Source organism: Shewanella glacialipiscicola (genome assembly GCF_023283485.1).
GTDB lineage: Bacteria > Pseudomonadota > Gammaproteobacteria > Enterobacterales > Shewanellaceae > Shewanella > Shewanella glacialipiscicola.
Map to the genome: position 1 here is coordinate 50,532 of NZ_JAKILU010000003.1, position 25,196 is coordinate 75,727.

Annotated in this window: 21 protein-coding genes; 18 read left to right on the forward strand and 3 right to left on the reverse strand. The window is 42.0% G+C overall.

The annotated features are described in order from the left end of the window. Positions 1-5: 5 nt before the first annotated feature. From flhB to L2717_RS03355, 14 genes are all read left to right on the forward strand, one after another. Positions 6-1,136 carry a flagellar biosynthesis protein FlhB gene (gene flhB / locus L2717_RS03290; RefSeq protein WP_220773030.1) on the forward strand — a complete coding sequence of 377 codons (1,131 nt, stop codon included), beginning with the start codon at positions 6-8 and terminating at the stop codon, positions 1,134-1,136. 264 nt (positions 1,137-1,400) lie between these two features. Beyond that, entirely contained in the window at positions 1,401-3,500 is a 2,100-nt protein-coding gene (gene flhA / locus L2717_RS03295; protein ID WP_220773029.1) for a flagellar biosynthesis protein FlhA, read from the forward strand. Between the two features lie 11 nt (positions 3,501-3,511). Beyond that, on the forward strand, positions 3,512-4,897 hold the full coding sequence (gene flhF, locus L2717_RS03300) for a flagellar biosynthesis GTPase FlhF (RefSeq protein ID WP_220773028.1): 1,386 nt from the start codon (positions 3,512-3,514) through the stop codon (positions 4,895-4,897). A gap of 4 nt (positions 4,898-4,901) precedes the next feature. Beyond that, complete coding sequence (locus L2717_RS03305) at positions 4,902-5,783, forward strand: MinD/ParA family protein (RefSeq protein ID WP_220773027.1); 882 nt, start codon at positions 4,902-4,904, stop codon at positions 5,781-5,783. Next, positions 5,776-6,495 carry an RNA polymerase sigma factor FliA gene (locus L2717_RS03310; protein WP_220773026.1) on the forward strand — a complete coding sequence of 240 codons (720 nt, stop codon included), beginning with the start codon at positions 5,776-5,778 and terminating at the stop codon, positions 6,493-6,495. The genes L2717_RS03305 and L2717_RS03310 overlap by 8 nt, the downstream gene beginning before the upstream one ends. A gap of 41 nt (positions 6,496-6,536) precedes the next feature. Continuing rightward, positions 6,537-6,920 (forward strand): chemotaxis response regulator CheY, encoded by a 384-nt coding sequence (cheY, locus tag L2717_RS03315; RefSeq protein WP_076496686.1) that lies wholly within the window; start codon positions 6,537-6,539, stop codon positions 6,918-6,920. A 13-nt stretch (positions 6,921-6,933) separates the two neighbouring features. Continuing rightward, complete coding sequence (locus L2717_RS03320; RefSeq protein WP_220773025.1) at positions 6,934-7,671, forward strand: protein phosphatase CheZ; 738 nt, start codon at positions 6,934-6,936, stop codon at positions 7,669-7,671. 15 nt (positions 7,672-7,686) lie between these two features. Further along, positions 7,687-9,864: a chemotaxis protein CheA gene (locus L2717_RS03325; RefSeq protein ID WP_220773024.1), complete on the forward strand. Its 2,178-nt coding sequence runs from the start codon at positions 7,687-7,689 to the stop codon at positions 9,862-9,864. Positions 9,865-9,884: 20 nt separating this feature from the next. Beyond that, entirely contained in the window at positions 9,885-11,012 is a 1,128-nt protein-coding gene (locus L2717_RS03330) for a protein-glutamate methylesterase/protein-glutamine glutaminase (RefSeq protein ID WP_220773023.1), read from the forward strand. Between the two features lie 13 nt (positions 11,013-11,025). Beyond that, the gene (locus tag L2717_RS03335) at positions 11,026-11,523 is read left to right on the forward strand and encodes a membrane anchored protein in chemotaxis locus (protein ID WP_220773022.1); all 498 of its coding nucleotides are present in this window, start codon (positions 11,026-11,028) and stop codon (positions 11,521-11,523) included. Between the two features lie 61 nt (positions 11,524-11,584). Further along, positions 11,585-12,376 (forward strand): ParA family protein, encoded by a 792-nt coding sequence (locus tag L2717_RS03340; protein ID WP_220773021.1) that lies wholly within the window; start codon positions 11,585-11,587, stop codon positions 12,374-12,376. Beyond that, positions 12,360-13,361, forward strand: a complete 1,002-nt coding sequence (locus L2717_RS03345; protein WP_220773020.1) for a chemotaxis protein CheW — start codon at positions 12,360-12,362, stop codon at positions 13,359-13,361. Before L2717_RS03340 ends, L2717_RS03345 begins: the two co-directional genes overlap by 17 nt. Positions 13,362-13,368: 7 nt before the next feature. Beyond that, positions 13,369-13,863 carry a chemotaxis protein CheW gene (locus L2717_RS03350; protein ID WP_220773019.1) on the forward strand — a complete coding sequence of 165 codons (495 nt, stop codon included), beginning with the start codon at positions 13,369-13,371 and terminating at the stop codon, positions 13,861-13,863. A gap of 216 nt (positions 13,864-14,079) precedes the next feature. Then, complete coding sequence (locus tag L2717_RS03355) at positions 14,080-14,478, forward strand: DUF2802 domain-containing protein (RefSeq protein WP_220775087.1); 399 nt, start codon at positions 14,080-14,082, stop codon at positions 14,476-14,478. Positions 14,479-14,546: 68 nt separating this feature from the next. Here the strand turns inward: L2717_RS03355 and L2717_RS03360 are convergent, their stop codons facing one another. Both L2717_RS03360 and L2717_RS03365 read right to left on the reverse strand, forming a co-directional pair. Beyond that, positions 14,547-14,855, reverse strand: a complete 309-nt coding sequence (locus L2717_RS03360; protein WP_220775088.1) for an EscU/YscU/HrcU family type III secretion system export apparatus switch protein — start codon at positions 14,853-14,855, stop codon at positions 14,547-14,549. A 54-nt stretch (positions 14,856-14,909) separates the two neighbouring features. Then, positions 14,910-16,604 (reverse strand): hypothetical protein, encoded by a 1,695-nt coding sequence (locus L2717_RS03365; protein ID WP_220775089.1) that lies wholly within the window; start codon positions 16,602-16,604, stop codon positions 14,910-14,912. A 216-nt stretch (positions 16,605-16,820) separates the two neighbouring features. Between L2717_RS03365 and L2717_RS03370 the strand changes: the two genes are divergently transcribed. Both L2717_RS03370 and L2717_RS03375 read left to right on the forward strand, forming a co-directional pair. Then, complete coding sequence (locus L2717_RS03370) at positions 16,821-17,603, forward strand: MlaA family lipoprotein (protein WP_220774260.1); 783 nt, start codon at positions 16,821-16,823, stop codon at positions 17,601-17,603. Positions 17,604-17,727: 124 nt separating this feature from the next. Next, positions 17,728-18,831, forward strand: coding sequence for a response regulator (locus L2717_RS03375; protein WP_220774259.1), 1,104 nt, complete (start codon positions 17,728-17,730; stop codon positions 18,829-18,831). Positions 18,832-19,214: 383 nt separating this feature from the next. On the opposite strand, the gene L2717_RS03380 is transcribed toward L2717_RS03375, so the two are convergent. Beyond that, on the reverse strand, positions 19,215-20,723 hold the full coding sequence (locus L2717_RS03380) for a peptide MFS transporter (protein ID WP_220774258.1): 1,509 nt from the start codon (positions 20,721-20,723) through the stop codon (positions 19,215-19,217). 482 nt (positions 20,724-21,205) lie between these two features. Between L2717_RS03380 and rfaH the strand changes: the two genes are divergently transcribed. Together rfaH and L2717_RS03390 are read left to right on the forward strand one after the other, a co-directional pair. Next, on the forward strand, positions 21,206-21,712 hold the full coding sequence (gene rfaH / locus L2717_RS03385; protein ID WP_220774257.1) for a transcription/translation regulatory transformer protein RfaH: 507 nt from the start codon (positions 21,206-21,208) through the stop codon (positions 21,710-21,712). Between the two features lie 683 nt (positions 21,713-22,395). Continuing rightward, positions 22,396-25,155, forward strand: a complete 2,760-nt coding sequence (locus L2717_RS03390; RefSeq protein WP_220774256.1) for an SLBB domain-containing protein — start codon at positions 22,396-22,398, stop codon at positions 25,153-25,155. Positions 25,156-25,196 lie beyond the last annotated feature (41 nt).

Below are 25,196 nucleotides of genomic sequence, written 5' to 3' on the forward strand. Positions count from 1 at the left end.
TGCAAATGGCTGAAGAATCAAGTGGCGAACGTAGTGAGGAACCCACAGGGAGGCGTCTAGAACAGGCGCGGGAAAAAGGCCAGATTGCTCGCTCAAAAGAACTGGGAACTGCGGCAGTATTAATTTCGGCTGCCAGTGGCTTTTATATGTTGGGCCCAAGTCTAGCCATCAGCTTAGTTCGGGTGTTTGAAACCGTATTTACCATGGATAGGGCGCAAATTTTTGATACAAATGAAATGTTCAATGTATGGGGCGTGGTTGCAAGCGAAATAGCCTGGCCTATGGCTAAAATTATGTTATTGATTGTTGTTGTTGCATTTATCGGGAATATTTTACTCGGAGGAATTAATTTTTCGACTAAGGCAATGATGCCTAAAGCCAGTAAAATGAGCCCTATAGCGGGTTTTAAACGTATGTTTGGTGTGCAAGCATTAGTTGAACTGACTAAAGGTATTGCTAAGTTTTCCGTCGTGGCTTTTTCTGCATATTTTTTATTAAGTTACTATTTTAACGATATTATGTTGTTGTCTAGTGACCATCTTCCGGGCAACGTTTACCATGCTTTAGATTTACTGATTTGGATGTTTATTCTGTTATGTTCTTCGATTTTATTTATTGTTGTTATTGATGTGCCATTCCAAATTTGGAATCACAACAAACAGCTTAAAATGACCAAGCAAGAAGTCAAGGATGAATATAAAGATACCGAAGGTAAGCCTGAGGTTAAAGGACGAGTTCGACAAATGCAGCGTGAATTAGCGCAACGACGCATGATGGCTGAAGTGCCGAATGCCGATGTTATTGTGGTCAACCCTGAGCATTTTGCTGTTGCTATTAAATATGATGTGAAGCGTTCAGCAGCCCCTTTTGTGATTGCTAAAGGTGTTGATGATGTTGCCTTTAAAATCCGCGAAATTGCGCGTTCACATGATATAACCATTGTTTCTGCGCCGCCGCTTGCTAGAGCAATTTACCATACCACTAAGATAGATCAGCAAATTCCTGAAGGCTTATTTACCGCGGTTGCACAGATTTTGGCTTATGTATTCCAGTTACGACAGTATCAGAAAGGCCGTGGCCGTAAACCTATCCCTATTCCGCTTAATCAGCCTATTCCTGATGAATTAAAATATTAATTTTTTGAAGTGAATAGCGCAAATAACTCACAGTGTGTGAGTTGTAACACTCAAGATGTCGATAGCGTTACCAATACTTAAGCCCTTATGTGTCGTATGACTCTCCGCACTGTTTTTAAAGCTATTTCTGCGGGCCTACCCATCTATTTTTGCCGATAATTTAGTCTGTCAGTTATGTTTATATCAATTTCAACTCGGTCGGTGTTTTTGTTGGCTCATTTTTTGCTTTTCGATTGTTACATGTCAAAATTTTGGTTATAGCGAATGGATGTTAAAGCGACTCTTGGTCAAGTAAAACAAATGAAACTGAGTTCATTCAAAGGCATTGGTACGCCTTTGATTGTCCTTGCTTCATTAGCCATGATTGTGCTGCCCATTCCGCCATTTTTACTCGATATACTCTTCTCTTTTAATATTGCACTCGCACTTATCGTCTTACTCGTAGCTATTTATACCGATAGACCGTTAGATTTTGCTGCTTTTCCGACAGTGCTATTAGTTGCAACTCTATTACGCCTTGCGTTAAACGTAGCCTCAACCCGAGTGGTATTACTCGAAGGTCATAATGGTGGTGATGCGGCAGGTAAGGTTATCGAAGCCTTCGGGTCTGTCGTGATTGGTGGTAACTATGCAGTTGGTTTAGTCGTATTTATTATCCTCATTATTATTAACTTTGCCGTTGTCACTAAAGGTGCAGGTCGTATTGCTGAAGTGAGTGCACGCTTTACCTTGGATGCTATGCCTGGTAAACAAATGGCAATTGACGCCGACTTAAACGCTGGTACCTTAAACCAAGAACAAGCGAGAATTCGCCGGGCAGAAGTGACCCGTGAAGCCGACTTTTACGGTGCGATGGACGGTGCTTCAAAATTTGTAAAAGGTGATGCAATCGCTGGGATCATGATTCTTGTGATCAATATTTTAGGTGGTTTTATTATCGGGATTGTGCAGCATGATTTGAGCTTCACTGAAGCCGTCGAAATTTATACTTTGTTGACGATTGGTGATGGACTCGTCGCACAAATACCGGGCCTTTTACTCTCTATTGCCGCGGCACTAATGGTTACCCGTCAAAATGAATCCGGCGATATGGGTCAAATGATGATGAGTCAGATGTTTGACAGTCATAAGTCATTGGGTATCGCTGCAGGGGTACTGTTTGTCATGGGAATTGTCCCAGGTATGCCACATATGGCATTTTTAAGCTTCTCGGTGTTAACGGCGTGTGCTGCATATTTTGTCTATAAGCGAAATGAGACTAAACGCGTTGTCGCTTTAGAACAGGTCAAATCAGGCCCCATTGAAAGACAAAATTCAGAGCCGAAGGAACTGGGTTGGGATGATGTACATCATGTTGATACTATAGGTCTTGAGGTTGGCTATCGTCTTATACCGCTAGTCGATAAAGCACAGGGTGGCGAGTTACTTAGCCGCATCAAAGGTGTGCGTAAAAAACTCTCTCAAGAATTGGGTTTCTTGGTCCCTGCAGTGCATATTCGTGACAATTTAGATTTATCTCCTAATGCCTATCGCATTACGTTAATGGGAGTTGTCGTAGGAGAAGCTGATATTCGCCATGACTGCGAATTAGCCATCAACCCTGGTCAAGTGTATGGAAAACTGGATGGTATCGAAACGCGCGATCCAGCATTTGGTTTAGAGGCGGTGTGGATCGCGCCAGAATTGCGTGAGCATGCACAAACATTAGGTTATACCGTAGTCGATGCCGCAACGGTTGTAGCAACCCATATTAGTCAATTGCTAACAAATAATGCTGCTAAGTTACTCGGCTATGAAGAAGTACAACAACTGATGGATATGCTTGCAAAACACTCACCTAAACTTGTTGATGGCTTTATCCCCGACATTATGCCGTTAGGACATGTCGTAAAAGTGATGCAAAACCTATTAAATGAAGGTGTTTCGGTCAGAGACTTGCGCACAATAGTACAAACTTTGTTAGAATACGGCACCAAGAGTAATGATACGGAAGTGTTAACTGCTGCAGTGCGTATAGCATTGAAACGCATGATAGTTCAGGAGATATCAGGGCCAGAGCTAGAAATCCCCGTCATAACGTTGGCGCCAGAGTTGGAACAGATGTTGCATCAGTCAATGCAAGCAACAGGTGGAGATGGTCCAAATATCGAACCTGGTCTTGCAGAGCGTATGCAGCAGTCACTTGCTGATGCTGCTCAGAAGCAAGAAATGGTCGGACAACCCGCCATATTGTTGACGTCAGGTATGTTACGCGCGACGCTGTCACGCTTTGTTAAACATACTATTCCTAATCTGAGAGTCATTTCTTACCAAGAAATACCTGATGAGAAGCAAATACGTATTGTATCTGCAGTGGGTCAGTAGAGGACGCATAAGTGAAGATTAAACGATTTTTTGCCAAAGACATGCGCGCTGCACTGGCCCAAGTGAAAGAAACACTCGGCTCAGATGCCGTCATTATGTCAAATAAAAAAGTCAACGGCGGTATCGAGATTGTCGCAGCGGTTGACTACGACGAACCTAAAGACAAAGCTGCGCTAACCGCACCAGCGCCAACGTTTATGGACGTGACTGATGATCTTGTCTCATTAGGGACGAAACAGCCAGTCCGGGTTGAAACCCGTGCTAAGCCAGCTGCACCTGCAGATTCGTTACAGGCCCTATTAGAAAAACAACAAAGCCGTTTGAATCAACAAATGTCACATCAACAAGCTGACGCTGAATTACCCGCATGGGCAAAAGGCTTACAAGCGCCAGCAACAGCTGCTAAACCTGAGCGGCGTGAAGCGCCTGCTATATTTGATAAAAAACCACAAACCTCTCAAAAGCAGGCCGCTGATATTGAAGCTATGCGTGACGAATTAGCATCATTGCGTAATTTATTGACGCATCAGGTGTCTTCTTTAATGACGGAGCATAAAAAGCGTATTGATCCCGTTGGTGCTATGCTTGAAGCCAAGTTACTTGAAGCCGAGTTTTCTCCAGCCGTAGCAAATAAATTAGCGGCGCTCAGCCAACATTATACGCCAGCAGAATTAGTCAGAGCCTTACCTCAAAGCCTAGCCAATATGTTAGATAATCAAGGCGATGATATTGTGAAGCAGGGCGGGGTTGTTGCATTAGTTGGACCAACAGGTGTTGGTAAAACGACTTCCTTAGCCAAACTTGCTGCACGTTTTGCGGCTCACCATGGCGCAGAGCATGTCGCCTTGATCACCACAGATCATTATCGTATTGGTGCCTATGAGCAATTAGCAACTTATGGCAAAATAATGGGCTGTCCAGTAAAGCAAGCTCATGATCTAAATGAGTTAGAACAAATTCTTTATCAATTTCGTAATCGCAAGCTCGTTTTGATCGATACGGCTGGAATGGGGCAGCGAGATATGCGCCTTTATCAGCAACTTGATAATTTAACTGCAAATAGCAGGATACCAATTCGCAGTTATCTGGTACTGTCAGCCACAGGACAGCGCCGTGTGCTGCAAGATGCTGTTAATCATTTTAAACGCATTCCTTTATCTGGTGTCGTTCTTACAAAGCTTGATGAATCTGTGTCACTCGCAGGGGCATTAAGCGTGTTGATCCAAAATGGATTGCCATTAAGTTATGTTACTGATGGACAAAGAGTTCCTGAAGATATGAAAGTGGCGGATACCCTGACTTTAGCCCAGCAGGCGCTCGAAGCGTTAGATAGTACAGAACAACAATCATTACAAGACACAGCGTGGTCAGATAATATGGCCTGTGCATTTGAGTAGATTTATGACCCTGGATCAAGCAAGTGGTTTACGTATGATGAATCAACCCTACAACGAAAAAGTGAAAGTAATTGCAGTAACCGGTGGTAAAGGTGGTGTTGGTAAAACCACGGTTTCCATTAATACTGCAGTGGCATTAGCCGAAAAAGGCAAGCGTGTATTGGTGCTTGATGCTGACCTTGGCCTCGCCAATGTCGATGTCATGTTAGGTATTCGCACCGAGCGTAATTTATCGCACGTCCTTTCTGGTGATGCTGAGCTTGACGATATTATTGTACGTGGTCCTAAGGGAATTGGGATCGTACCCGCAACATCAGGAATGCAAGGAATGGTAGAATTAAGTCCCGCACAGCATGCGGGATTGATTCGTGCTTTTAGCGAGATGAGAACTCAATTTGATATTTTGGTTGTGGATACTGCCGCAGGGATTTCAGATATGGTACTCAGCTTCTCACGTGCTTCGCAGGATGTATTAGTTGTGGTATGTGATGAGCCTACTTCAATCACCGATGCTTATGCTCTGATTAAAATATTAAGTCGTGAGCATGGCGTATTCCGTTTTAAAATAGTTGCCAATATGGTGCGTAGTTTACGTGAGGGTATGGAATTATTTGCTAAACTAAGCAAAGTGACGGATAGATTTTTAGATGTCGCACTTGAGTTAGTCGCAACGATTCCATTTGATGAAAATCTTCGTAAATCAGTACGTAAACAAAAACTTGTGGTTGAAGCTTATCCTAAGTCACCATCGGCAATTGCCTATCAAGGATTAGCGAATAAAATTATGAGCTGGCCCGTTCCGCAGCAACCTGGTGGGCATTTGGAGTTTTTCGTTGAACGTTTAGTACAACGACCAGATTTTCAAGAGGAAAAAACGAGTGAATAAAGCCGCAGCGTATACTTGTTTAGACAATAAATCATCTATCGTTGAACAGTATGCTCCGTTGGTTAAAAGAATAGCGCATCATTTACTCGCTAGGCTACCTGCGTCCGTGCAGCTAGATGATTTACTGCAAGCTGGGATGATGGGGTTATTAGAAGCATCGTCCAAGTTTGATGGTGACAAGGGTGCAAAGTTTGAAACCTTCGCCGGCATAAGGATCCGTGGGGCTATGCTCGATGAAATTCGTCGTGGCGATTGGGTTCCGCGTTCCGTTCATCGAAATAATCGTATGGTCGCACAGGCAATGGGTGAGTTAGAACAATCTCTGGGGCGTGATGCACGCGACACGGAAATTGCAGAAAAACTTGATATGACACTCGATGAATACCATCATATTCTTAACGATGTTTCTGTTGGTAAAATCATAGGGATAGAGGATTTAGGTGTATCTCAGGATATACTGACTGACACTGATTGGTCTGATGATGATTCATTTGAAACATTAGCTAAGACTCAATTTCATACAGCGTTAGTTGAGGCGATTAAACTATTACCAGAGAGAGATGCATTAGTATTATCGCTGTACTACGATGAAGCATTGAATTTAAAAGAAATTGGCGCCATTCTTGAGGTTAGCGAATCACGGGTTAGCCAGATATTAAGTCAGGCAATGCTGCGATTGAAAGCTAAGCTCAAGCAGTGGACACAAATATAATTATTAATTGAGCACATAATGTCGGCTCACCGGAGGAAACCTTGGACAAGAATATGAAGATTCTTATTGTTGACGATTTTTCAACAATGAGGCGTATCATCAAGAACTTGTTGCGAGACTTGGGGTTTAATAACACCCAAGAAGCAGACGATGGCTCAACCGCCTTGCCTATGTTGCAAAAGGGAGGTTTTGATTTTGTTGTTACAGATTGGAATATGCCCGGCATGCAAGGGATTGATCTGTTAAAAGCAATTCGTGCAGATGATTCGCTTAAGCATTTACCTGTATTAATGGTGACTGCTGAAGCAAAACGTGAACAAATCATTGCAGCCGCTCAAGCGGGCGTGAATGGTTATGTCGTTAAGCCTTTTACTGCTGCAACGCTGAAAGAGAAGTTAGATAAAATATTCGAACGACTCGCTTGAGCAAGGATGAGCTATGAAGTCACAAACATCAGGGCTCATTACGCTCGAACAAGCTCAGCACTTTGTTGAATTATTAAGTGCAGGTGAGCAAAGTCAGGCTGATGATTTATTTCGGGAGCTTGCTGTTCCACTGCAAAGGGAATTGTTTGAGGAAGTAGGAAAACTCACTCGGCAACTTCATAGCGCATTGATGGATTTTCAAGTTGATAATCGTCTTGCTGAATTAGCTAGTACAGAAATTCCCGATGCGAAACAACGTTTAAATTACGTTATTGATTTGACCGAACAAGCGGCTAATAAAACGATGGATGCGGTAGAAGAGTGTTTGCCTTTAGCAAACGCGCTGACTGCAAATATCCAACAGGTTATGCCATCTTGGGATCGATTAATGCGTCGCGAGATAGCATTAAATGAGTTTAAAGTTCTCTGTTATGACGTACAAGATCTGATGACTCGCAGCGAGAATGACTCTACTCGATTACGTGAGTTGCTTAATCAAATTTTAATGGCACAAGATTTTCAAGACTTAACTGGGCAAATGATACGCCGTGTTATTGATCTGGTTATGGAAGTAGAAAGTAATCTGGTTTCTATGCTGACGGTATTTGGTGAACAGCCCATGATCGATAATCAGATTGCTCATAAAAATAATATTGAAGCAGAAGGCCCGATAATGAATGCCGAGCTTCGTCAGGATGTCGTAACGGGTCAAGACGAAGTAGATGATCTTCTGTCTAGTCTGGGTTTCTAACTGGGAGTCAATTTGATGGCCTTTGATGTAGATGAAGAGATACTCCAGGACTTTTTAGTCGAAGCGGGTGAGATTTTAGAGTTGCTTCAAGAGCAGCTTGTTGCGCTTGAAAATAATCCTGACGATACTAACTTGCTTAACGCCATTTTCAGAGGATTTCATACTGTCAAAGGCGGCGCAGGATTTCTCAGTTTAACCCCTATGGTTGACGTTTGTCATGAAGCCGAAAACACCTTCGACCTATTGCGAACAGGCAAGCGTAGTGTTAATGCCGAGCTGATGGATATTATTTTACAAGCTGTTGATGCCATTAATACTATGTTTGCGCAAACCCAACAGGGTGAACAACAAGACCCTGCAGAATCTGGTTTGTTGGCAAGATTGAAAATGCTAAGTTCTGGAGCTCCTTTGGCCTCTGAGGTAGTTTCTGCAACAACTGTAGAGCGAGAGGTCGTAGTTGACGTTGAGCCTACTGTTCTTCAAGATGTAGCTGTTAATATCTCCTCTCATTCATCTTCTATTGATGATATTAATGATGCTGAGTTTGAAGCATTGCTAGATGCCCTTCATGGTTCAGGCAAAGGCCCCGCTGCAGTTGATGCTGTTGCCACCACTGCGGTGAAGTCTAATGATTCGATTAAATCAGCCGTATCAAGTAGTGACATAACTGATGATGAGTTTGAAGCATTGCTAGATGAGTTACACGGTTCTGGTAAATTTAAAGCTGAAACTGAAGTCACTATCGCGCCAAAGGTTGCCTCTACAACTCCCCCTCAATCTATTGTTGATGCAGATGAAATCACCGATGAAGAGTTTGAGCGGTTACTCGATGAGTTGCACGGTAAAGGTAGCACTCCTACTAGAGTTGAAGCAAAACCTGCAACAATTGAAGTGAAAGCGGTAATCACACCAGCGGCTTCTGCTATGGCAAGTGTTGTTGCGGTAAAGCCTAAAGTTGAAATAGCCGTTGTCGATAAAGCACCTGCAAAAGCTGCATCATCGAATGTGCCCCAAGGTGAAACGACTGTACGAGTCGATACGGCAAGGCTTGACCAGATCATGAATATGGTCGGTGAGCTGGTATTAGTTCGAAACCGTCTCATTAGTTTAGGCATCAGTCGCGATGATGAGGAAATGTCCAAAGCTTTAGCAAATTTAGATCTCGTTACCGCCGATTTACAAGGCGCGGTAATGAAGACTCGCATGCAACCGATCAAGAAAGTGTTTGGTCGTTTTCCGCGAGTAGTACGCGATCTAGCACGTACACTCAATAAAGAAATTGATTTAATCATGGTCGGAGAAGAAACCGATCTAGATAAAAACTTAGTAGAAGCGCTTGCGGATCCATTGGTTCACTTAGTACGTAACTCGGTCGATCATGGCATTGAAATGCCAAATGAGCGCGAAGCTAACGGTAAATCGAGAACGGGAACTATCACGTTATCTGCAAGCCAAGAAGGTGACCATATACTGCTGAAAATCGAAGACGATGGTGCAGGTATGGATCCTGAAAAGTTGAAACAAATTGCGATAACTCGTGGAGTGCTTGATGAGGACTCTGCTGCACGTATGACTGATAATGAAGCCTATAATCTGATTTTCGCACCTGGTTTTTCAACTAAAGTCGAAATATCCGATATCTCTGGTCGTGGTGTGGGTATGGACGTAGTCAAAACGCGCATTACTCAGCTTAACGGTACGGTGCATATTGATTCGATGAAAGGCAAAGGCACAATACTTGAGATTAAGGTACCGTTAACATTGGCGATTATGCCAACGTTAATGGTCGATGTTGCCAAACAAGTATTTGCACTGCCTTTATCTAGTGTTAACGAGATATTCCATCTCGATCTGACTAAAACTAATATCGTTGATGGGCAACTGACCGTCATCGTCCGAAATAAAGCGGTACCATTGTTCTATTTGGAGCACTGGTTACATAAAAATAAGACCACTTTTAAACATGGCGATAAAACCCATGGCCATGTAGTGATAGTTCAATTAGGTATGATGCAAATTGGCTTTGTGGTCGATGGCTTAATTGGGCAGGAAGAAGTTGTTATTAAGCCTCTTGGTGCTATGTTACAAGGTACGCCAGGAATGGCAGGCGCGACGATTACATCGGATGGTGGTATTGCGCTGATCTTAGATGTGCCTGGTTTATTAAAGCATTATGCGAAAAGTAGAAATTAATTTCCACGCTAAGGAATGGAATGACCATTAAAGTATTAGTCGTTGATGACTCAAGTTTTTTTAGACGACGAGTGAGTGAAATAGTCAACCAAGATCCTGAACTGGAAGTTATCGCGACGGCCTCAAATGGGGCTGAAGCGGTGAAGATGGCGGCTGAGCTCAATCCTCAAGTTATCACTATGGATATTGAGATGCCCGTCATGGATGGCATCACCGCGGTTCGTGAGATTATGGCTAAATGCCCGACACCTATCTTGATGTTTTCTTCGCTGACCCATGATGGGGCGAGGGCGACGTTAGATGCTTTAGATGCGGGAGCGTTAGATTTTTTACCTAAACGTTTTGAAGATATCGCAACCAATAAAGATGATGCTATTTTATTGCTGCAACAAAGAGTTAAAGCCCTTGGACGCCGCAGAATCTTTCGGCCAGTCGCACGAGCTGTGGTGGCACCAACGCCAGCCTCACGTCCGACAACAAGCGGTTTAAGGACTTCAAACATCGCCGCTCCAGTACCTGTTGCACCGCCAGTGCGTACTTCACCTACGGCATCGATTCGAGCCAGTGGTAAGCAGTATAAATTGTTATTAATTGGCACATCTACTGGCGGGCCAGTTGCGTTACAGAAAATACTCACACAATTTCCAGCAAACTACCCACACCCTATTTTATTAATTCAACATATGCCTGCTGCATTTACTCCAGCATTTGCTAGTCGTCTAAACGGCTTATGCAACATTGAAGTGAAAGAAGCCGTTAATGGTGACGTTTTAAAGCCTGGTTGCGCATATTTAGCGCCGGGCGGTATGCAAATGATGATTGAACGAGCAGGGGCAACTGGTCGATTAAAAATACTCGCTGGTAGTGCGGATATGAATTATAAACCCTGTGTTGATATTACCTTTGCTTCTGCTTCTAAAGCTTTTGGTGGCGATATACTTGCCGTGGTGTTAACCGGCATGGGAGCGGACGGAAGAGAGGGGGCTCGTATGTTGAAATCTGCAGGTGCCACTATTTGGGCTCAAGATGAAGCCAGTTGCGTTGTTTATGGAATGCCGCAGGCCGTTGCTAGTGCAGGCATAGCGACCCAATCTATTGCTTTAGATAATATGGCTGAGTCAATTTTAAAAGAGTCCGCTCGTGGCTAAGAATCAAGCCCCGATGAGCACAAATATTGTGCTCATCATGTTGTTAATGGGCATTGTTATTTTATGCCTTAGTGCGCTAAGTCTAGATTATCGTCATAAAAATAGTTTGTTGCGTGCAGATGTGACACGATTAGAGTCGAGTCAGGTGCTGTTAATGGTGCCCGACGGTCAAGCAGAAGCGATTGCGACTTGGCTAGCTTCTCATCCTGAGCAAACTCAGCTGATGTTACAAGCCGCGTCAGATGGACATAAAGCAATGACAATAGGGCCAGCACCTATTGTAAAGAATGCGGTTCCATCTTTACTAGAAAAGCATACTTCAGAAGTAGAAGCAGGCATGGGGAGTTCTACTCAAGAGTTTTCAGTTCCAAAACAGCTTCAAATACCTGACGCAAAGTTAAAGCAAGCCGAACCCAATAACGCCATTGTTATTACCGAAAATGTTGATGGTGTTAAAGTGATTAGCCTACCTAATGGTGGTATTCGAGTAACAACCAGAGAAGGCCAATAGCGATTAAGCACTCATTTTAAAGATTTTAATAAAAATTTGAATATAATTTTTGGAGCATTTTTTGAAAGTCTGGACTATAGCTAATCAAAAAGGTGGCGTCGGTAAAACCACAACGGTTGCGAGCTTAGCGGGCACTTTAGCTAAGCGCGGTAAGCGTGTTCTGATGATAGATACAGATCCACATGCTTCATTAGGTTATTACTTAGGTATTGATTCTGAAGAGGTTGCAGGATCATTATTTAATGTTTTTCTTGCACATAAAAGTCTTTCCAAAGAACTGGTGTTATCTCATATTGTGCCTACTCTCGTTGATGGCTTAGATTTATTGCCGGCTACGATGGCGCTTGCCACTTTAGATAGGGCCTTAGGTCATCAAGAGGGAATGGGATTAGTTCTACGTAATTTATTAGCGCTAGTTGCCGATGATTATGATGTGGCTATTGTGGATTGCCCGCCCGTACTTGGGGTGTTAATGGTCAATGCGCTTGCCGCTAGCCAACATATTATTATTCCAGTACAGACTGAGTTTCTGGCTATTAAAGGGCTGGAACGAATGGTTAAGACAATGGAGTTGATGGGCCGCTCGAAAAACACACGCTATAGCTACACAGTTGTGCCAACAATGTACGATAAACGTACTAAAGCGTCTCCAGCCGCTTTGCAAGTCCTTGGGGCTGAATACAGTCTGACCTTGTGGCAAGATGTGATCCCTGTAGACACTAAGTTTAGAGATGCTAGCTTAGCGCATTTACCCGTATCGCATTATGCCAGTGGTTGTCGTGGTGTAAAAGCTTATGAAAGGTTATTAGATTTCTTATTAGTTGGGGAGTTTGGCCATGTCAAAATCGGTTGATGAAACTGTTTTTGATTTTTTCGCATTATTGCTGCAAGAAGATGACGATTCAAATTGCGTTGTTTCGCCTCAAAGCGCCATAAACGTAGAATCTAATCAGAGTGCCACAGTTAATCAAACAGAAAATGTTTTACTTGATGCTGCTATTTTGGCTGAAAACGGTCGCAGTGCTGTTCTGAAAAATATAGAGAAAACAGCTACACCTGAAATACAACTACAATCAAAGACTCTACCAATAAAAAATGAGTTTGTTGCACCAATAAGCGCCATGGCTTCCCAAGTAAATAAGCAAGCGCTCGAGAAATTATTAGCACCAGTATTAAAAGCTAAAATGCTCGATTCTGCGCCACAAGCTGCAGAAGTTGCACAATCCAAGGTTGAAGATATTGTACAGTTTAAAGCTAAAATGGTACCTGATATTACGCCGATTCAGCCTGTCATTGTTGAAGCTGTTGATAAGCAAACTATAGAACCTGAAACTCAGGTAGGTATTACGCCACCGAGTGTGACAAAAGGCTTACAAGAAGTGCTCGATGATGAGTTTCAAGTGCTCTTTTTTCAAGTCGCGGGACTTACTCTAGCGGTGCCTTTGGTTAGCCTTGGTGGCATAGTCAAGCTTGAACGGATAAACCACATTTTTGGCCGTCCAGCATGGTTCTTAGGTGTGCAGACGTATAGGGAACAACAATTAAATATTGTCGATACCTGTGCGTGGGTTATGCCAGAAAAATACACTGATAAACTGGCGCAATCGGTAAATTATCAATATCTTGTATTATTAGAAGGAAGTAACTGGGGATTAACTTGTGAGTCTTTAGTTAATGCGGTAAAAATTAATAAGTCGCAGGTCAATTGGCGTAGTCAAGCAGGTAAACGTCCTTGGTTGGCAGGTGTAGTGAAAGAACAGATGTGTGGCATTTTACACGTACAAGCCTTAGTTGAAATGCTCAATGCGGGTTTAGGCTGTCAGGACTCAATTGGTTGAGGTAAACATGAAAGATACAAGAAATGTAGCAGCAGTCGCTGCAAGTAAAGATGATGTAGTATTACAATGGGTTACCTTTAAGTTAGATCATGAGACTTACGGTATCAACGTGATGCAGGTACAGGAAGTATTACGTTATACGGAAATTGCTCCGGTGCCAGGCGCTCCGCATTACGTACTCGGTATCATAAACTTACGTGGTAATGTTGTGACGGTTATCGATACCCGTTCGCGTTTTGGACTGCAATCTGCTGAAGTCGACGATTCATCTCGAATTGTGATTATCGAAGCGGAAAAGCAAGTTATTGGTATCTTAGTCGATAGCGTTGCCGAAGTGGTCTATCTGCGTCGTTCTGAAATTGACAATGCACCGAACGTTGGCACAGAAGAAAGCGCTAAGTTTATTCAAGGTGTGAGTAATCGTGATAATGAATTACTGATATTGGTTGATCTTGATAAACTATTGTCAGATGAAGAGTGGGTCGAGTTGACTCAACTCTAACCAATGACGATAAAAAGCTGAATACTATGATTGTATTCAGCTTTTGTTAGTTGGTGTGTATTCGTTTTTTGTGATCTATATATGTGGATTTATTCTTATTCGATGAATCATTAATTGGCCAATCGAGTAAAGTACTTCGAGTGCAACACTTTGAGATTGAAATCTCACTTATGATATCTGTCAGTTGACGGCTATTAGTGAGTATAAGGATGTTTAATGGGCGATGAATTCTTGATCGCAGCGTTAGTTTATGTCATCGCGTGCTTAGGATTAGTTCTTTATTTACAGAAACAGCTGAGTAAACTAAGAAATAAAGTTGAAGCATTAACTGTCTTAGTTAAAGAAGGCGATCGGCAGAGAGAGTCATTTAAGCGTGAGTTACAAGAATTACGCAGTGGCACAATAGGTGTCGGCCGCCGTGTGATTGAATTAGAAAAGCGTTTGCTACAACAATCAGAGCGAATAGAAGAGTCAACGCAACAAGACCCACAGGCAAAGCTCTATACGCGGGCGATGAAAATGGTTGCGCTGGGTGCCGGTGTTGATGAGCTGATTAAAGAGTGCGAACTACCTAAAGCTGAGGCTGAGTTGTTGATCCGTTTACATCGAAAGTAATCAGCAAGTCGTTAAACTTTATCGAGTGAAAGCTAAACTATCCAAGTTAGCTTTATTTTTATTAACTGTTAAGCTTGTTCTACGATTTTTTGATGCATATTATTCCATTGTTCGGGAAATTTGCCATCTAGCATATACACAAATGCGATAAGTTCAGCGATAAGAAGATAAAGCTCTTTAGGAATTTCCTCTCCTAATTCTAATAATTGTAAAAAACGGCTGAGATGCGGATCCTGATGGATAAATACTCCATTAGCTTTGGCTATTGCAATGATCTCTTCAGCAATCAAACCTTCGCCAGTCGCTACAATTTTAGGTGCATTACGGCCATCGTAACTTAGCGCTACAGCTTGTTTAGGCTCATTGTTTTCACTCATACTTTAATCCTCATGCTTATTCATCTTTGTAAATTTATAATCATATAGTAACGGTTAGGCTTTTGTTTTTACCAGAAAGTGATCTCCAGGCAGTAAAGTTGCCGGAACTTGCGCTATTTGTGTCGTTAGGTTGCCAGGGGTAAAGCCTAATTGTGTTAACTTTTGACTTAAAAGCACCAAATAATTATCCACTTTATTGAGAAGTATTTGGTTGTTGCCCTGGAACTGAATATCCAACTTCTGTTTCTGGTGTTGTGCAGCAATCAGTAAAGGGCCTTGTGCTAGGTTAAATTTGAGTTGTAAGCGCCAGCCCGATTTTTTTTCTGCATCATCTGGGTCGGTTTCTTGTTCAAATTTCCCTTCTAGCTGTTCATGTCGTTGATTGATACTGTAGGGTAATGCAAAAAACCAAACTAAATTACCTGTATTTTCAGTACTTGCCTGTGGGTATAGATGTAAGTTAGAAGCAAATTGCGCCATGGACTCTAGACCGCCGGCTTTGCCTAGTTGGCCAAGCTGTTTAGTTGATAAACCAACTTTAGACTGTAACTGCTCTAGATAATTCACGAGTTTTTTACTCATTGATATTGAAGTATTACTTGCTGTAAACCCTAGGATGAGTTGGAATAGTGAGCTAATTGCACTGGTATTCATAAAGGTTGAATTTTGATTTAGTTGCGGAGAGGCAAGATTTAGGCTCGCAAGTCCAAGAATATTTGCCTTAAGAAAATCTACATCATTTAATTGACTTAAGGGGGGGAATCCTAAATGTGGCATGTGCTTAAAAAGCTCTGATGCTAAATTTGAGCTGCTATTGTGGGGAGATGCCTCTATAGGTAGCGCGCCGGCTTTATTGAACGCTTTTTGTAAAACGTCCACAGTTTTTGTCGAAACATCTGCTTTAATCTCGCCCCCTAGTGTTCCAGTCCCTTTATCACTTGAGCTTGTATTATTAACTAATTTAGCGAGGTCAGTAATGCTAGTTTCTGTCTTGGACGTATTTTGAGCTGTCGCTAAATTAGTTATGATGGTGTTTTTTGCTGAGTCAGATGACGGTGTTATTGTTTCTAGTTTTTTAAAAAAGGCAGCGATGATCTGGACCGGTTCTATTTTTGTGATAACAATATCAGGCGATAATTTATTTATGGGAACTTGAGTTTCATTTACTGGCGCCCCAATAGCGATTTCAAGTTTGCCCTGTATTGGGGTGAGTAATAAAATGGGGCGGCCTTGCTGTAAGCTTATTCTTGCTAAGAATTCTCCTTGTGTGAGTTTTGCTCCAGGATCTTGTGCTATAACAGCGCCGTTTGCAAAGTGAAATTCTTTGTTAACTATGGTGACGTTGGGCAATGGATAGCCTTGGACACGGGTAGCAAGAGCTTCAAGCTGTGCTGAGGTAATGCCATTTTGTTGTGCCAAATTGATGATAGCATCAGGTACTTTAAGTATAATAGGTGATGCTAAAGTCAGTAGTTGACTTGTTGGGCTTGGTACCGCAAGAGCTGATGTTGGGCTGGCGGTGATATTCTGCATTAATAAAAAATGACTTGTAGTTAACAATGTTTGACGCTGTTGAGCATTAACAAGCTTTAAATTATATTCTGTACCGTTTAGAATAATACTATCACCCTCGGGTGAGGTTTGCACTTGAACAGGAATAGGGCGTGAAGCGGTATTTTGTGCCTCAGTTTGAGCTACAGCTGTTTGAGGCTGTGTATTTAGATTGTTAGTAGGTGGTATTGACTCCATTTAATGTCCTTTCATAGTTATACTGCGATATATTCGTTTGATAAAATTAACAATTGACCAATTTTTTTTGCTCAGTATGCTTATGCGCTTTGTGATAAACAACTGCCATACTGATAGTACGCTATTAAGACGAATTATCTTTATATCGTCATTTTTATCTCGTCACTTTAGCTAAAACTGGGTGTCTAAGCTGTACATTTATATTAAGAGAGTGATATGACGTTGAAATGGATGGGGTTATCTTTGGGATTAATACTGTTGCCTCAGGTATATGCAGCAGATGAACCCGCGCAAGAGGCTGTGGCACAAGCAACTCCGACGGTACAAATTACCTATGATGATCCCCGCGACCCATTCGAAGGCTTCAACCGCGCGATGTGGGATTTTAACTATCTTTATCTAGATAGATATATTTATCGCCCAATTGCTCACGGTTATAACGATTACATTCCAATTCCAGCTAAAACGGGTATCAATAACTTTGTTCAGAACCTTGAAGAACCTAGCAGCTTAGTGAATAACTTGTTGCAAGGAAAATTGGGCTGGGCAGCAAATGCCGGTGGGCGTTTTACCGTTAACTCGACCGTTGGACTACTCGGTATTATTGATGTTGCGGATATGATGGGTATGAGCCGTAAACAAGACGAATTTAACGAAGTGCTTGGCTATTATGGCGTGCCCAATGGTCCATATTTTATGGCGCCGTTTGCCGGACCCTATGTAGTGCGAGAACTCGCGTCAGATTGGGTCGATGGTCTATACTTTCCGTTATCGGAGTTAACCATGTGGCAAACGGTCGTTAAATGGGGGCTTAAAAACCTTCATTCTAGAGCCTCAGCGATTGATCAAGAACGGTTAGTCGATAATGCACTCGACCCCTATGCCTTCGTTAAAGATGCCTATTTACAGCATATGGACTATAAAGTCTATGATGGTAATGTTCCTCAAAAACAAGATGATGATGAGTTACTCGAGCAATATATGCAGGAGCTTGAGTAAGATTATTTGCCGTACTGATTGTATTTGTTGATAGTAGCAAAGTATTTGCCTTATTTTTTAAAGGGCTCTAACGGCAGCATCACTTGATTAACGGTTATATGCTGAATTTTATTCGGAAACCTTTATGGCGTTAAATAGTGTTGCTGTTCTGTTAGTTGAAGATGACCCTGTGTTTAGGCAAATAGTTGCACATTTCCTTGAAAACCAAGGTGCTCAGGTCACGCAAGCCTGTGATGGTGAGCAAGGTGTGTCATTTTTTAAATCGCAGCATTTTGATGTAGTCCTTGCCGACTTGAGTATGCCTAAGCTTGGCGGGCTCGATATGTTAAAGGAAATGATAACGTTAGCGCCTTTAGTTTCTTATATCGTGATCTCGGGTAATAATGTTATGGCCGACGTTGTTGAAGCATTACGGCTCGGTGCAAGTGATTATTTAGTCAAACCCGTAGCTGATTTATTTATTATTGAACAAGCTATTAAGCAAAGCTTTCATCGTTCTCACACTGATGATGTTCATGCCGCCGACTTTGATGCGCTTTCTTTTCAAGAGTTGAGCGATAATCTTGCAGTGCTAGAGCAAAGTGTTGCTGCAGCAAAACAGGTCCAACAACAGCTTTTTCCTGCTTCAAATATCAGTTACCCCGCAGCTAAAGTCGATTACAGTTTATATAAAAACAGTGACATAAGTAGCTACTTTATCGACTCAACCATGGTGGGTAGTCATCATCTCATCATGTATATGGCCCATTTATATCCGGAAGATAACCGAGCCGCGTTTGCCTGCGTGCTGCTTAGAAGTTTTGTTAATCAGAAACTTAAAGACTTTCGTTGTGGACAGAGTCAGACCATTATTGAGCCATTTAATATGCTGAGTTACCTGAATGAACGTTTAGTGAAATCGGGTCTCGATATCAAAGCGGATATGATTTATATCTCTATTGAACTGACAAAGTATCGAACTGCTATTGCTCATGCGGGGAAGGGACTACGTTGTTACTTACGTAATAGCGAAGGCTTGAGTCCGCTTGCACTCTCAGAGAGTTCACAGTTGGGTGTATTAGATTGGGTTAAGCCGAGTATTCAGTTTCGTAGTATGTTGCCACAAGAACAGTTATGCATCGCGACAAGTGAACCAGAACATAAACAGTTGTTGCTCGATAACCAGTTTAAGGGGCTAATTTACGATAAAACATTACCTGCTGGCGGTTTTTTGCAGTTGAGCCTTTAACGTTTACAAGTCGGTGACTGTTTTATATTGAGTAATACCAACCACATTAAATATCTAGTCAGTTCAGAGCCTTACAGGTATTTCAATCCGAGGCGCATTGATGCAGAAATGGTCATTCCCTTTTAAGTCAATGCAACACGGGAGTGGGATGCCTGTGAGGCTCTCGAAGGGCGGGTTTCAACGCGCTTTATACTGCGTTTAAGGCTTTTGACAGAGCACCACTATGCTTTCAAGCCTTCGCCTTGTCTAAAGCGCGTTGAACTCCCGCTGAATGAACAGATATTTAATACGATTGGTATAATACTTTGATATTTGTATCGCGTAATAAAAAACGCCTTACTATTACAAGTAAGGCGTTTTTGTTTTTGCAGTTGAGCAAAGTACTAGCGTTTAATTATTGCTTCATGCTCAGCTGTTACCGCTATTTCACTTTCTAATGCTTCGGCTTCTGTTTGATGTTTGCTTTCTGCACCGTGCATCCAATCGACTAACTTATCAGCCATAAAATACAAGACTACGCCTGAAAATGCGGCAGTGATTGCAATGCCAGAGAAAATTGCCATTGCATTAGCTAACTGCTCTTCTTTTTCGCCGCCATGCCCAATAAACGAGCCAACAACACCACCAATCTTGTTGGCTGCTGCAACGAAGAGGAACCAAGCTCCCATCATCAAAGAAGCAATGCGCAGTGGAGCAAGCTTAGTGACCATAGACAAGCCGATTGGGGATAAACATAGCTCACCCATAGTATGGAAGAAATAAGCGCCTACCAACCACCACATGCTTGATTTAACGGAAGCATCGCCGCCCATTTGCATTACAGCACCAATCATAAAGAGGAAACCGATGGCGAGTAAAAATAGCCCTAGTGCAAACTTAACAGGGGAGTTTGGCTCATTTTTGCCTAAGCGGATCCAAATAGAAGCAATCACTGGCGCGAATAGTACAATAAAGATAGCGTTTAAAGATTGGAACCAAGTCGTCGGAACTTCAAAGGAGCCAACCATGCGGTCAGTGAATTCGTTAGTGAACAAATTCATTAAACCGCCAGCTTGCTCAAAACCCGCCCAGAAAATAATAGTAAATAAACCCATCACCATGATGACCTTAATACGATCACGCTCTACTTTAGTGAGTGGTTCCTTACGTTCTTCACCCTTTTCTTGTGCTTTTTGCTTTTCAAGCTTAGCTGCCGGCACTCTTCCTATATCGCCTAAATACTTTTGTGCGAACAAAAATTGAATGATTAATGAGAAAATCATTCCAACACCGGCACAGAAGAAACCTGCTTGCCAGTTATTAACAAAAACTTCCTCTCCATTAACGACAGAAGCATACCCGAAAGTAGTGTATGCCCAAGCCACGATGAAGCCAGACAGAGCAGCGCCTAGATTGATACCCATATAGAAAATAGTGAAAGCACCATCACGGCGGTGATCGCCCTCTTCGTATAGATCGCCAACCATTGTTGAAATATTAGGTTTGAATAGACCGTTACCAAGAATGAGTGTACCTAATCCTATATAGAATACGGTTGCTTCTAAACCGGGGATCCAGCTATGTGGCGCAGCAAGTAAAAATTGACCCGCCGCCATCAAGGCGCCACCAAAATAAATCGCTTTACGTTGACCCAGTACGTTATCGGCTAACCAACCGCCAATAAGTGGCGTTAAATAGACCAAACCTGTGAATGTGCCATAAAGCGATAAGGCTTCTGCTTGAGTCCAGCCTAAACCATGCCCGCCATCACTCTGAACTCTATCGACGAGGTACAGCACCAAAATGGCGCGCATTGCATAATAACTAAAACGTTCCCAAAGTTCTGTTGTAAACAGCAAGAACAATCCTTTTGGATGTCCAAGCATCGTTCCTTGTGGTTTTGCTACGCTCATGAAGTATTCTACCTTAAGCTCGTGATTGCCTGTGGGCCCCTGAAACAGGATGATGTCACCACAGAAAAATAATGATTACTCGTCCCAAATCGTCAGCGGTTTAATCGACAATCATTTAGCACGATAAACAATAGCATGCTCTGTAATTGTTGAATAACCGCTAGTTACGTATGGGTTATTGTTACTTTTTTATAGTAAAAGTAATTTTTTTAGTTTTCAAATGTGTTGCTTCGCTAAAATCCCACCTTATATACCCCTTAAAAGCAACAAAAGTCAATTTTGGTAAGCACTAAGTGGTGACATTGTCGACAATTGAGTTATTCGAAAAAGTTAACACACTTTTGCTAATGTAGAAGTGATTGTATGGATACTGAACGAGAGATGTTAATTGACTAAAAACTACTTCCATGAGCTTAAGCATCTTTGCTATGATTGCGCCCCGTGAATGGACGTCACTTAAAATAGGGCAGTGAGATTAGTGTATGAAGGCATGGTACCTCTTGTATTGTAAGCCTCGTAGTGAAACGAGAGCACAACAAAACTTAGCACTTCAAAATTTAGAAACCTACTTACCGATGATTTCTGAAGAGAAATCTTTACGTGGGCGTAAACAAATCTGCTGTGTACCATTATTCCCTAATTACCTATTCATCAATTTTGACCCAAGCCAGACAAGTGTTAGGCAGGTCCATTCTACTCGTGGTGTGAATCGTATCGTTAATTGTCGTGAGCAAATGACGCCTATTGACGATAGAGTTATTCATGCCATTCGCATGAAAGAGTTAACGCCTTCCCAAACCGAATTAGCTGAAGAACCTGAGCTGAAAACGGGGGAGAAAATTCGTTTTAAAGATGGGCCTTTCATTGATTTAGAGGGTGTTTTTCAAGAAAAATGCCCTAATAAGCGTTGTCATATCCTTTTTAATATTATGGGCCAAGTCAAAATCGTTGCTGTACCACAGCAAAGTGTAGAACGAATTCATATTTGATTTATAGACATCGCAGTAAGATATTCGCCTGTTTTTTTGTAAGACATTAGCCATTCTTAAACTGCTCTTGACTTGTTTTTCAGAAGGTAGATGATTATAAATCATCGATTAAACAGTAGGTTGCAGTCTTTGTGCGCAAAGTTTGACTCGCTGACAACTTAATAGGTTGAAATGTGAACGGCTAGGTGTTCAATTGAAGATTAAGTGCACAAAGTGAAGTGGTTTTTTAGAGTAATATGCAGTGTTATTGATGCAGTGTTAATTGTTAAGCGTGTTTTTATAAGCTGATGGTATCACGCGCTAGCTGTTAGATATTAAACACTACATTTTGCTACCATAACGGTATGCAATTATTGCTTTGTTTATGAAAAATAAGAATTTTCGCATCGCGAAGGGCAATTTAGAAGCCGTAATCTATGGGCGGTAGCGTGTCTGAAAGGCATGGATACATGACTAAATGGTGTCTTCGTTAAGCTGACGTACGTGGATAGTTAGCGTGTTTGAAAGCATTAGAATTACAGCTTGGCTCTTATACTATACAAGATCCAAAAATCTCGAACGTACAGTTGTCATATATGCGCACAAGCTTCAAATAAAAGATTATCCCGCCTTTAATTGCTCTGAGTATTTAGCTGAAGGCTTAACTTAACGTTTTGATTGAATTATATTAACGGAGATAACTGGTGTTACAACAAATCAAAAAAATCATCATAGTTGGCCTTAGTACGACCATATTGATGGGCACTCAGGCTCTGGCCGTCACGCCATCTCCGCAAATGATTGAGCAGTTCAAGCAATTACCTAAATCGGAACAAACAAGGCTCGCGAAGCAATATGGAATCGATCCAGGGATGCTTTCTGGATCTCAGGCACAAACTCAGCTTTCAAACCCAGAAGTGGTAGGGGCTAGAGATATAAATGACAACGATAGCAAGACTGATGAACGAAGTCGTGATAATCGTAAAAAAACGGATAAATCAGAGCTCGATTTTTCTGAAGATAGCAGCAAAATTAAATTGCGCCGTTTCGGCTACGAAATGTTCGCGGGTGAACCGAGTACCTTTGCACCAGTATCAGATGTGCCTGTGCCTAGTGAGTATCTTGTCGGTCCTGGGGATAATATTAAAGTCCAACTTTATGGCAAAGATAACAAAGAGTATGACTTAGTTATCAATCGCGATGGTGTTATACAGTTTCCTGAACTTGGACCAATACCGGTTATGGGTCTTAGCTTTTCTGAGCTTCGCGACTCTTTATCCGAGCGAATTAAGCAACAGATGATCGGCATCGAGTCAAATATCACTATGGGTGAGTTGCGCTCAATCCGTATTTTTGTGGCTGGTGACGCTTATAAACCAGGCTCTTACACCGTTTCAAGCCTTTCAACTATTACTCAAGCCTTATTTGTTGCTGGCGGCGTGAATGAAATTGGTTCGCTACGAAATGTGCAACTTAAGCGCAATGGCAAGCTTGTAGGCACTTTAGATCTATATGATCTCCTTATGCGTGGTGATGCTTCGGGTGATTTAATGCTCCGTTCTGGGGATGTTGTGTTTATCCCCTCAATTGGTGGGCTGGTTACTGTGACGGGCGAAGTTAGACGTCCAGCTATTTACGAATTAAAACATAATGAAAATATGGCTGACATTATTGCAATGGCCGCGGGGTTAAACGCTGGAGCCTATCCCAAAAGTAGCTCTATTGAACGTTATAATAATAACTCGCTTAAAACCGTTGTAAATGTGGATTTAACTACCGAGCAAGGCAAAGGTACACTAGCTAAAGCCGGCGATGTTGTTAAAGTGAAAAGTGCTTCAGAGCAATACGAAAGTGCCATCTCTATCGCAGGTGCAGTGGTTCGCCCTGGCAAATACCAATGGTTTGCGGGTCAAAAAATTAGTGATGTATTACCTTCGTTGTGGGGTGATTTAGCCGCCTCTGCCGATCTTGATTACGCGATTGTAATTCGTGAAGTCAATCAATATGGCGATATCGAAGTACATCAGTTTTCTCCAGGAAAAGCGATTGGTGCTAAAGATAGCAGTCAAGATTTAAATTTAAATGCACGCGATAAAATTGTTGTTTTTAACTTCTCTGATGATATTCAGAATCGTTATGAGTTAAACAAATTAGTGAAAGAACGCGTTGAAAAGGTGACGTCTTTAAATACCAATAACCTTTTAGGCTCGGATCTATTTAAAGCGGGATTTGTACAACTGGACAAAAGCAAATTAAAACAACGTTCAGATCTTGCGGGTGTGGTATTAACAGATAAAAAAGAAGCAGAAGAGGCTGAAGTCGTAAAAGGTGTTGTCAATAAAATGTTGGCTAATCTTTTTGACGACGTTGAGCTACTTAAACTCAGCGATCAAATGGGACGACAAGAGTTGCTGTATCCCGTAATGGTTAAATTAAATAGTCAAGGCCGCGCGGGTTCAGGGATTCAAATTGTTGCCATTGATGGTCAAGTCCGCCAACCTGGTGTATATCCTCTCACTGTCGGTGCCCGTGTTAATGATTTAGTGATTGCTGCTGGCGGTTTAAAGGAAGGTGCTTATACTGCCAAAGCAGAATTAACCACTACCTCAACCGATATTAATGGTTCAAGTATTAGACATAATAATATTGATTTAACACAAGCTCTGCAGGGATTTGATAGTGCCAATATTCGTTTAACAGGGCGTGACATGTTAACTGTCATGACGACACCTGATTGGCAAGAAACTAAAGTGGTTGAAATCCGAGGTGAAGTTAAATTCCCTGGTCGTTATAATATTCACCGTGGTGAAACATTAAGTGATTTAATTACCCGGGTGGGAGGCTTTACTGATTACGCCTATTTACCCTCCGCAGTGTTTGTGCGTGAATCAGTCCGTCAACAAGAACAAATTGAGATTAAAAAGCTAGCCGATCAATTGCGCCGAGATATAGCCACGCGTGGTGTATCGCAAGATGGCACTATGGTTAATTATACTGATGCACAATTGATGCTGGCCGATCTGGAAAATATTAAAGCGGTTGGACGTCTCGTTGTTGATTTAGCGGCGATTTCATTAGGGATTGAACAGGCTAATATTCAGCTCGAAGATGCTGATATTCTCTATATACCATCAACTAAGCAAACGATTGCCGTTATGGGGGAAGTTCAACATCCTGCAACGCATAGATTTAAAGATGGCCTGACTCTAGACCAGTATTTAGCAATGTCTGGCGGTGCACGTAAGCGCGCCGATGAAGACCGCACTTATGTTATTCAAGCGAATGGTTCTGTACTAATGCCAGGACGTTCAAGCTGGTTTAGTAGTGAAGATCAATTACAACCCGGCGATACTATCATTGTACCTTTAGATACTGAATATAAAGATAATTTAAGTTTATGGACGCAGATTACGGGGATTATCTATAATACCGCCGTAGCCGTATCAGTGATTGCAGGATTGTAATAGCAACGCAACGTGGCTTTAGGAATGCGGCTTACGGATAA

What these genes read in the sequence shown, in the direction of transcription:
- L2717_RS03375 (WP_220774259.1), top strand. Translation starts at nt 17,728, where the DNA reads ATGGCGTTAAATAGTGTTGCTGTTCTGTTAGTTGAAGATGACCCTGTG.
- L2717_RS03380 (WP_220774258.1), bottom strand. Translation starts at nt 20,723, where the DNA reads ATGAGCGTAGCAAAACCACAAGGAACGATGCTTGGACATCCAAAAGGA.
- flhB (WP_220773030.1), top strand. Translation starts at nt 6, where the DNA reads ATGGCTGAAGAATCAAGTGGCGAACGTAGTGAGGAACCCACAGGGAGG.
- L2717_RS03345 (WP_220773020.1), top strand. Translation starts at nt 12,360, where the DNA reads ATGTCAAAATCGGTTGATGAAACTGTTTTTGATTTTTTCGCATTATTG.
- rfaH (WP_220774257.1), top strand. Translation starts at nt 21,206, where the DNA reads ATGAAGGCATGGTACCTCTTGTATTGTAAGCCTCGTAGTGAAACGAGA.
- L2717_RS03320 (WP_220773025.1), top strand. Translation starts at nt 6,934, where the DNA reads ATGAAGTCACAAACATCAGGGCTCATTACGCTCGAACAAGCTCAGCAC.
- L2717_RS03350 (WP_220773019.1), top strand. Translation starts at nt 13,369, where the DNA reads ATGAAAGATACAAGAAATGTAGCAGCAGTCGCTGCAAGTAAAGATGAT.
- L2717_RS03370 (WP_220774260.1), top strand. Translation starts at nt 16,821, where the DNA reads ATGACGTTGAAATGGATGGGGTTATCTTTGGGATTAATACTGTTGCCT.
- L2717_RS03305 (WP_220773027.1), top strand. Translation starts at nt 4,902, where the DNA reads ATGACCCTGGATCAAGCAAGTGGTTTACGTATGATGAATCAACCCTAC.
- L2717_RS03325 (WP_220773024.1), top strand. Translation starts at nt 7,687, where the DNA reads ATGGCCTTTGATGTAGATGAAGAGATACTCCAGGACTTTTTAGTCGAA.
- L2717_RS03330 (WP_220773023.1), top strand. Translation starts at nt 9,885, where the DNA reads ATGACCATTAAAGTATTAGTCGTTGATGACTCAAGTTTTTTTAGACGA.
- L2717_RS03365 (WP_220775089.1), bottom strand. Translation starts at nt 16,604, where the DNA reads ATGGAGTCAATACCACCTACTAACAATCTAAATACACAGCCTCAAACA.
- L2717_RS03360 (WP_220775088.1), bottom strand. Translation starts at nt 14,855, where the DNA reads ATGAGTGAAAACAATGAGCCTAAACAAGCTGTAGCGCTAAGTTACGAT.
- L2717_RS03335 (WP_220773022.1), top strand. Translation starts at nt 11,026, where the DNA reads ATGAGCACAAATATTGTGCTCATCATGTTGTTAATGGGCATTGTTATT.
- flhA (WP_220773029.1), top strand. Translation starts at nt 1,401, where the DNA reads ATGGATGTTAAAGCGACTCTTGGTCAAGTAAAACAAATGAAACTGAGT.
- L2717_RS03355 (WP_220775087.1), top strand. Translation starts at nt 14,080, where the DNA reads ATGGGCGATGAATTCTTGATCGCAGCGTTAGTTTATGTCATCGCGTGC.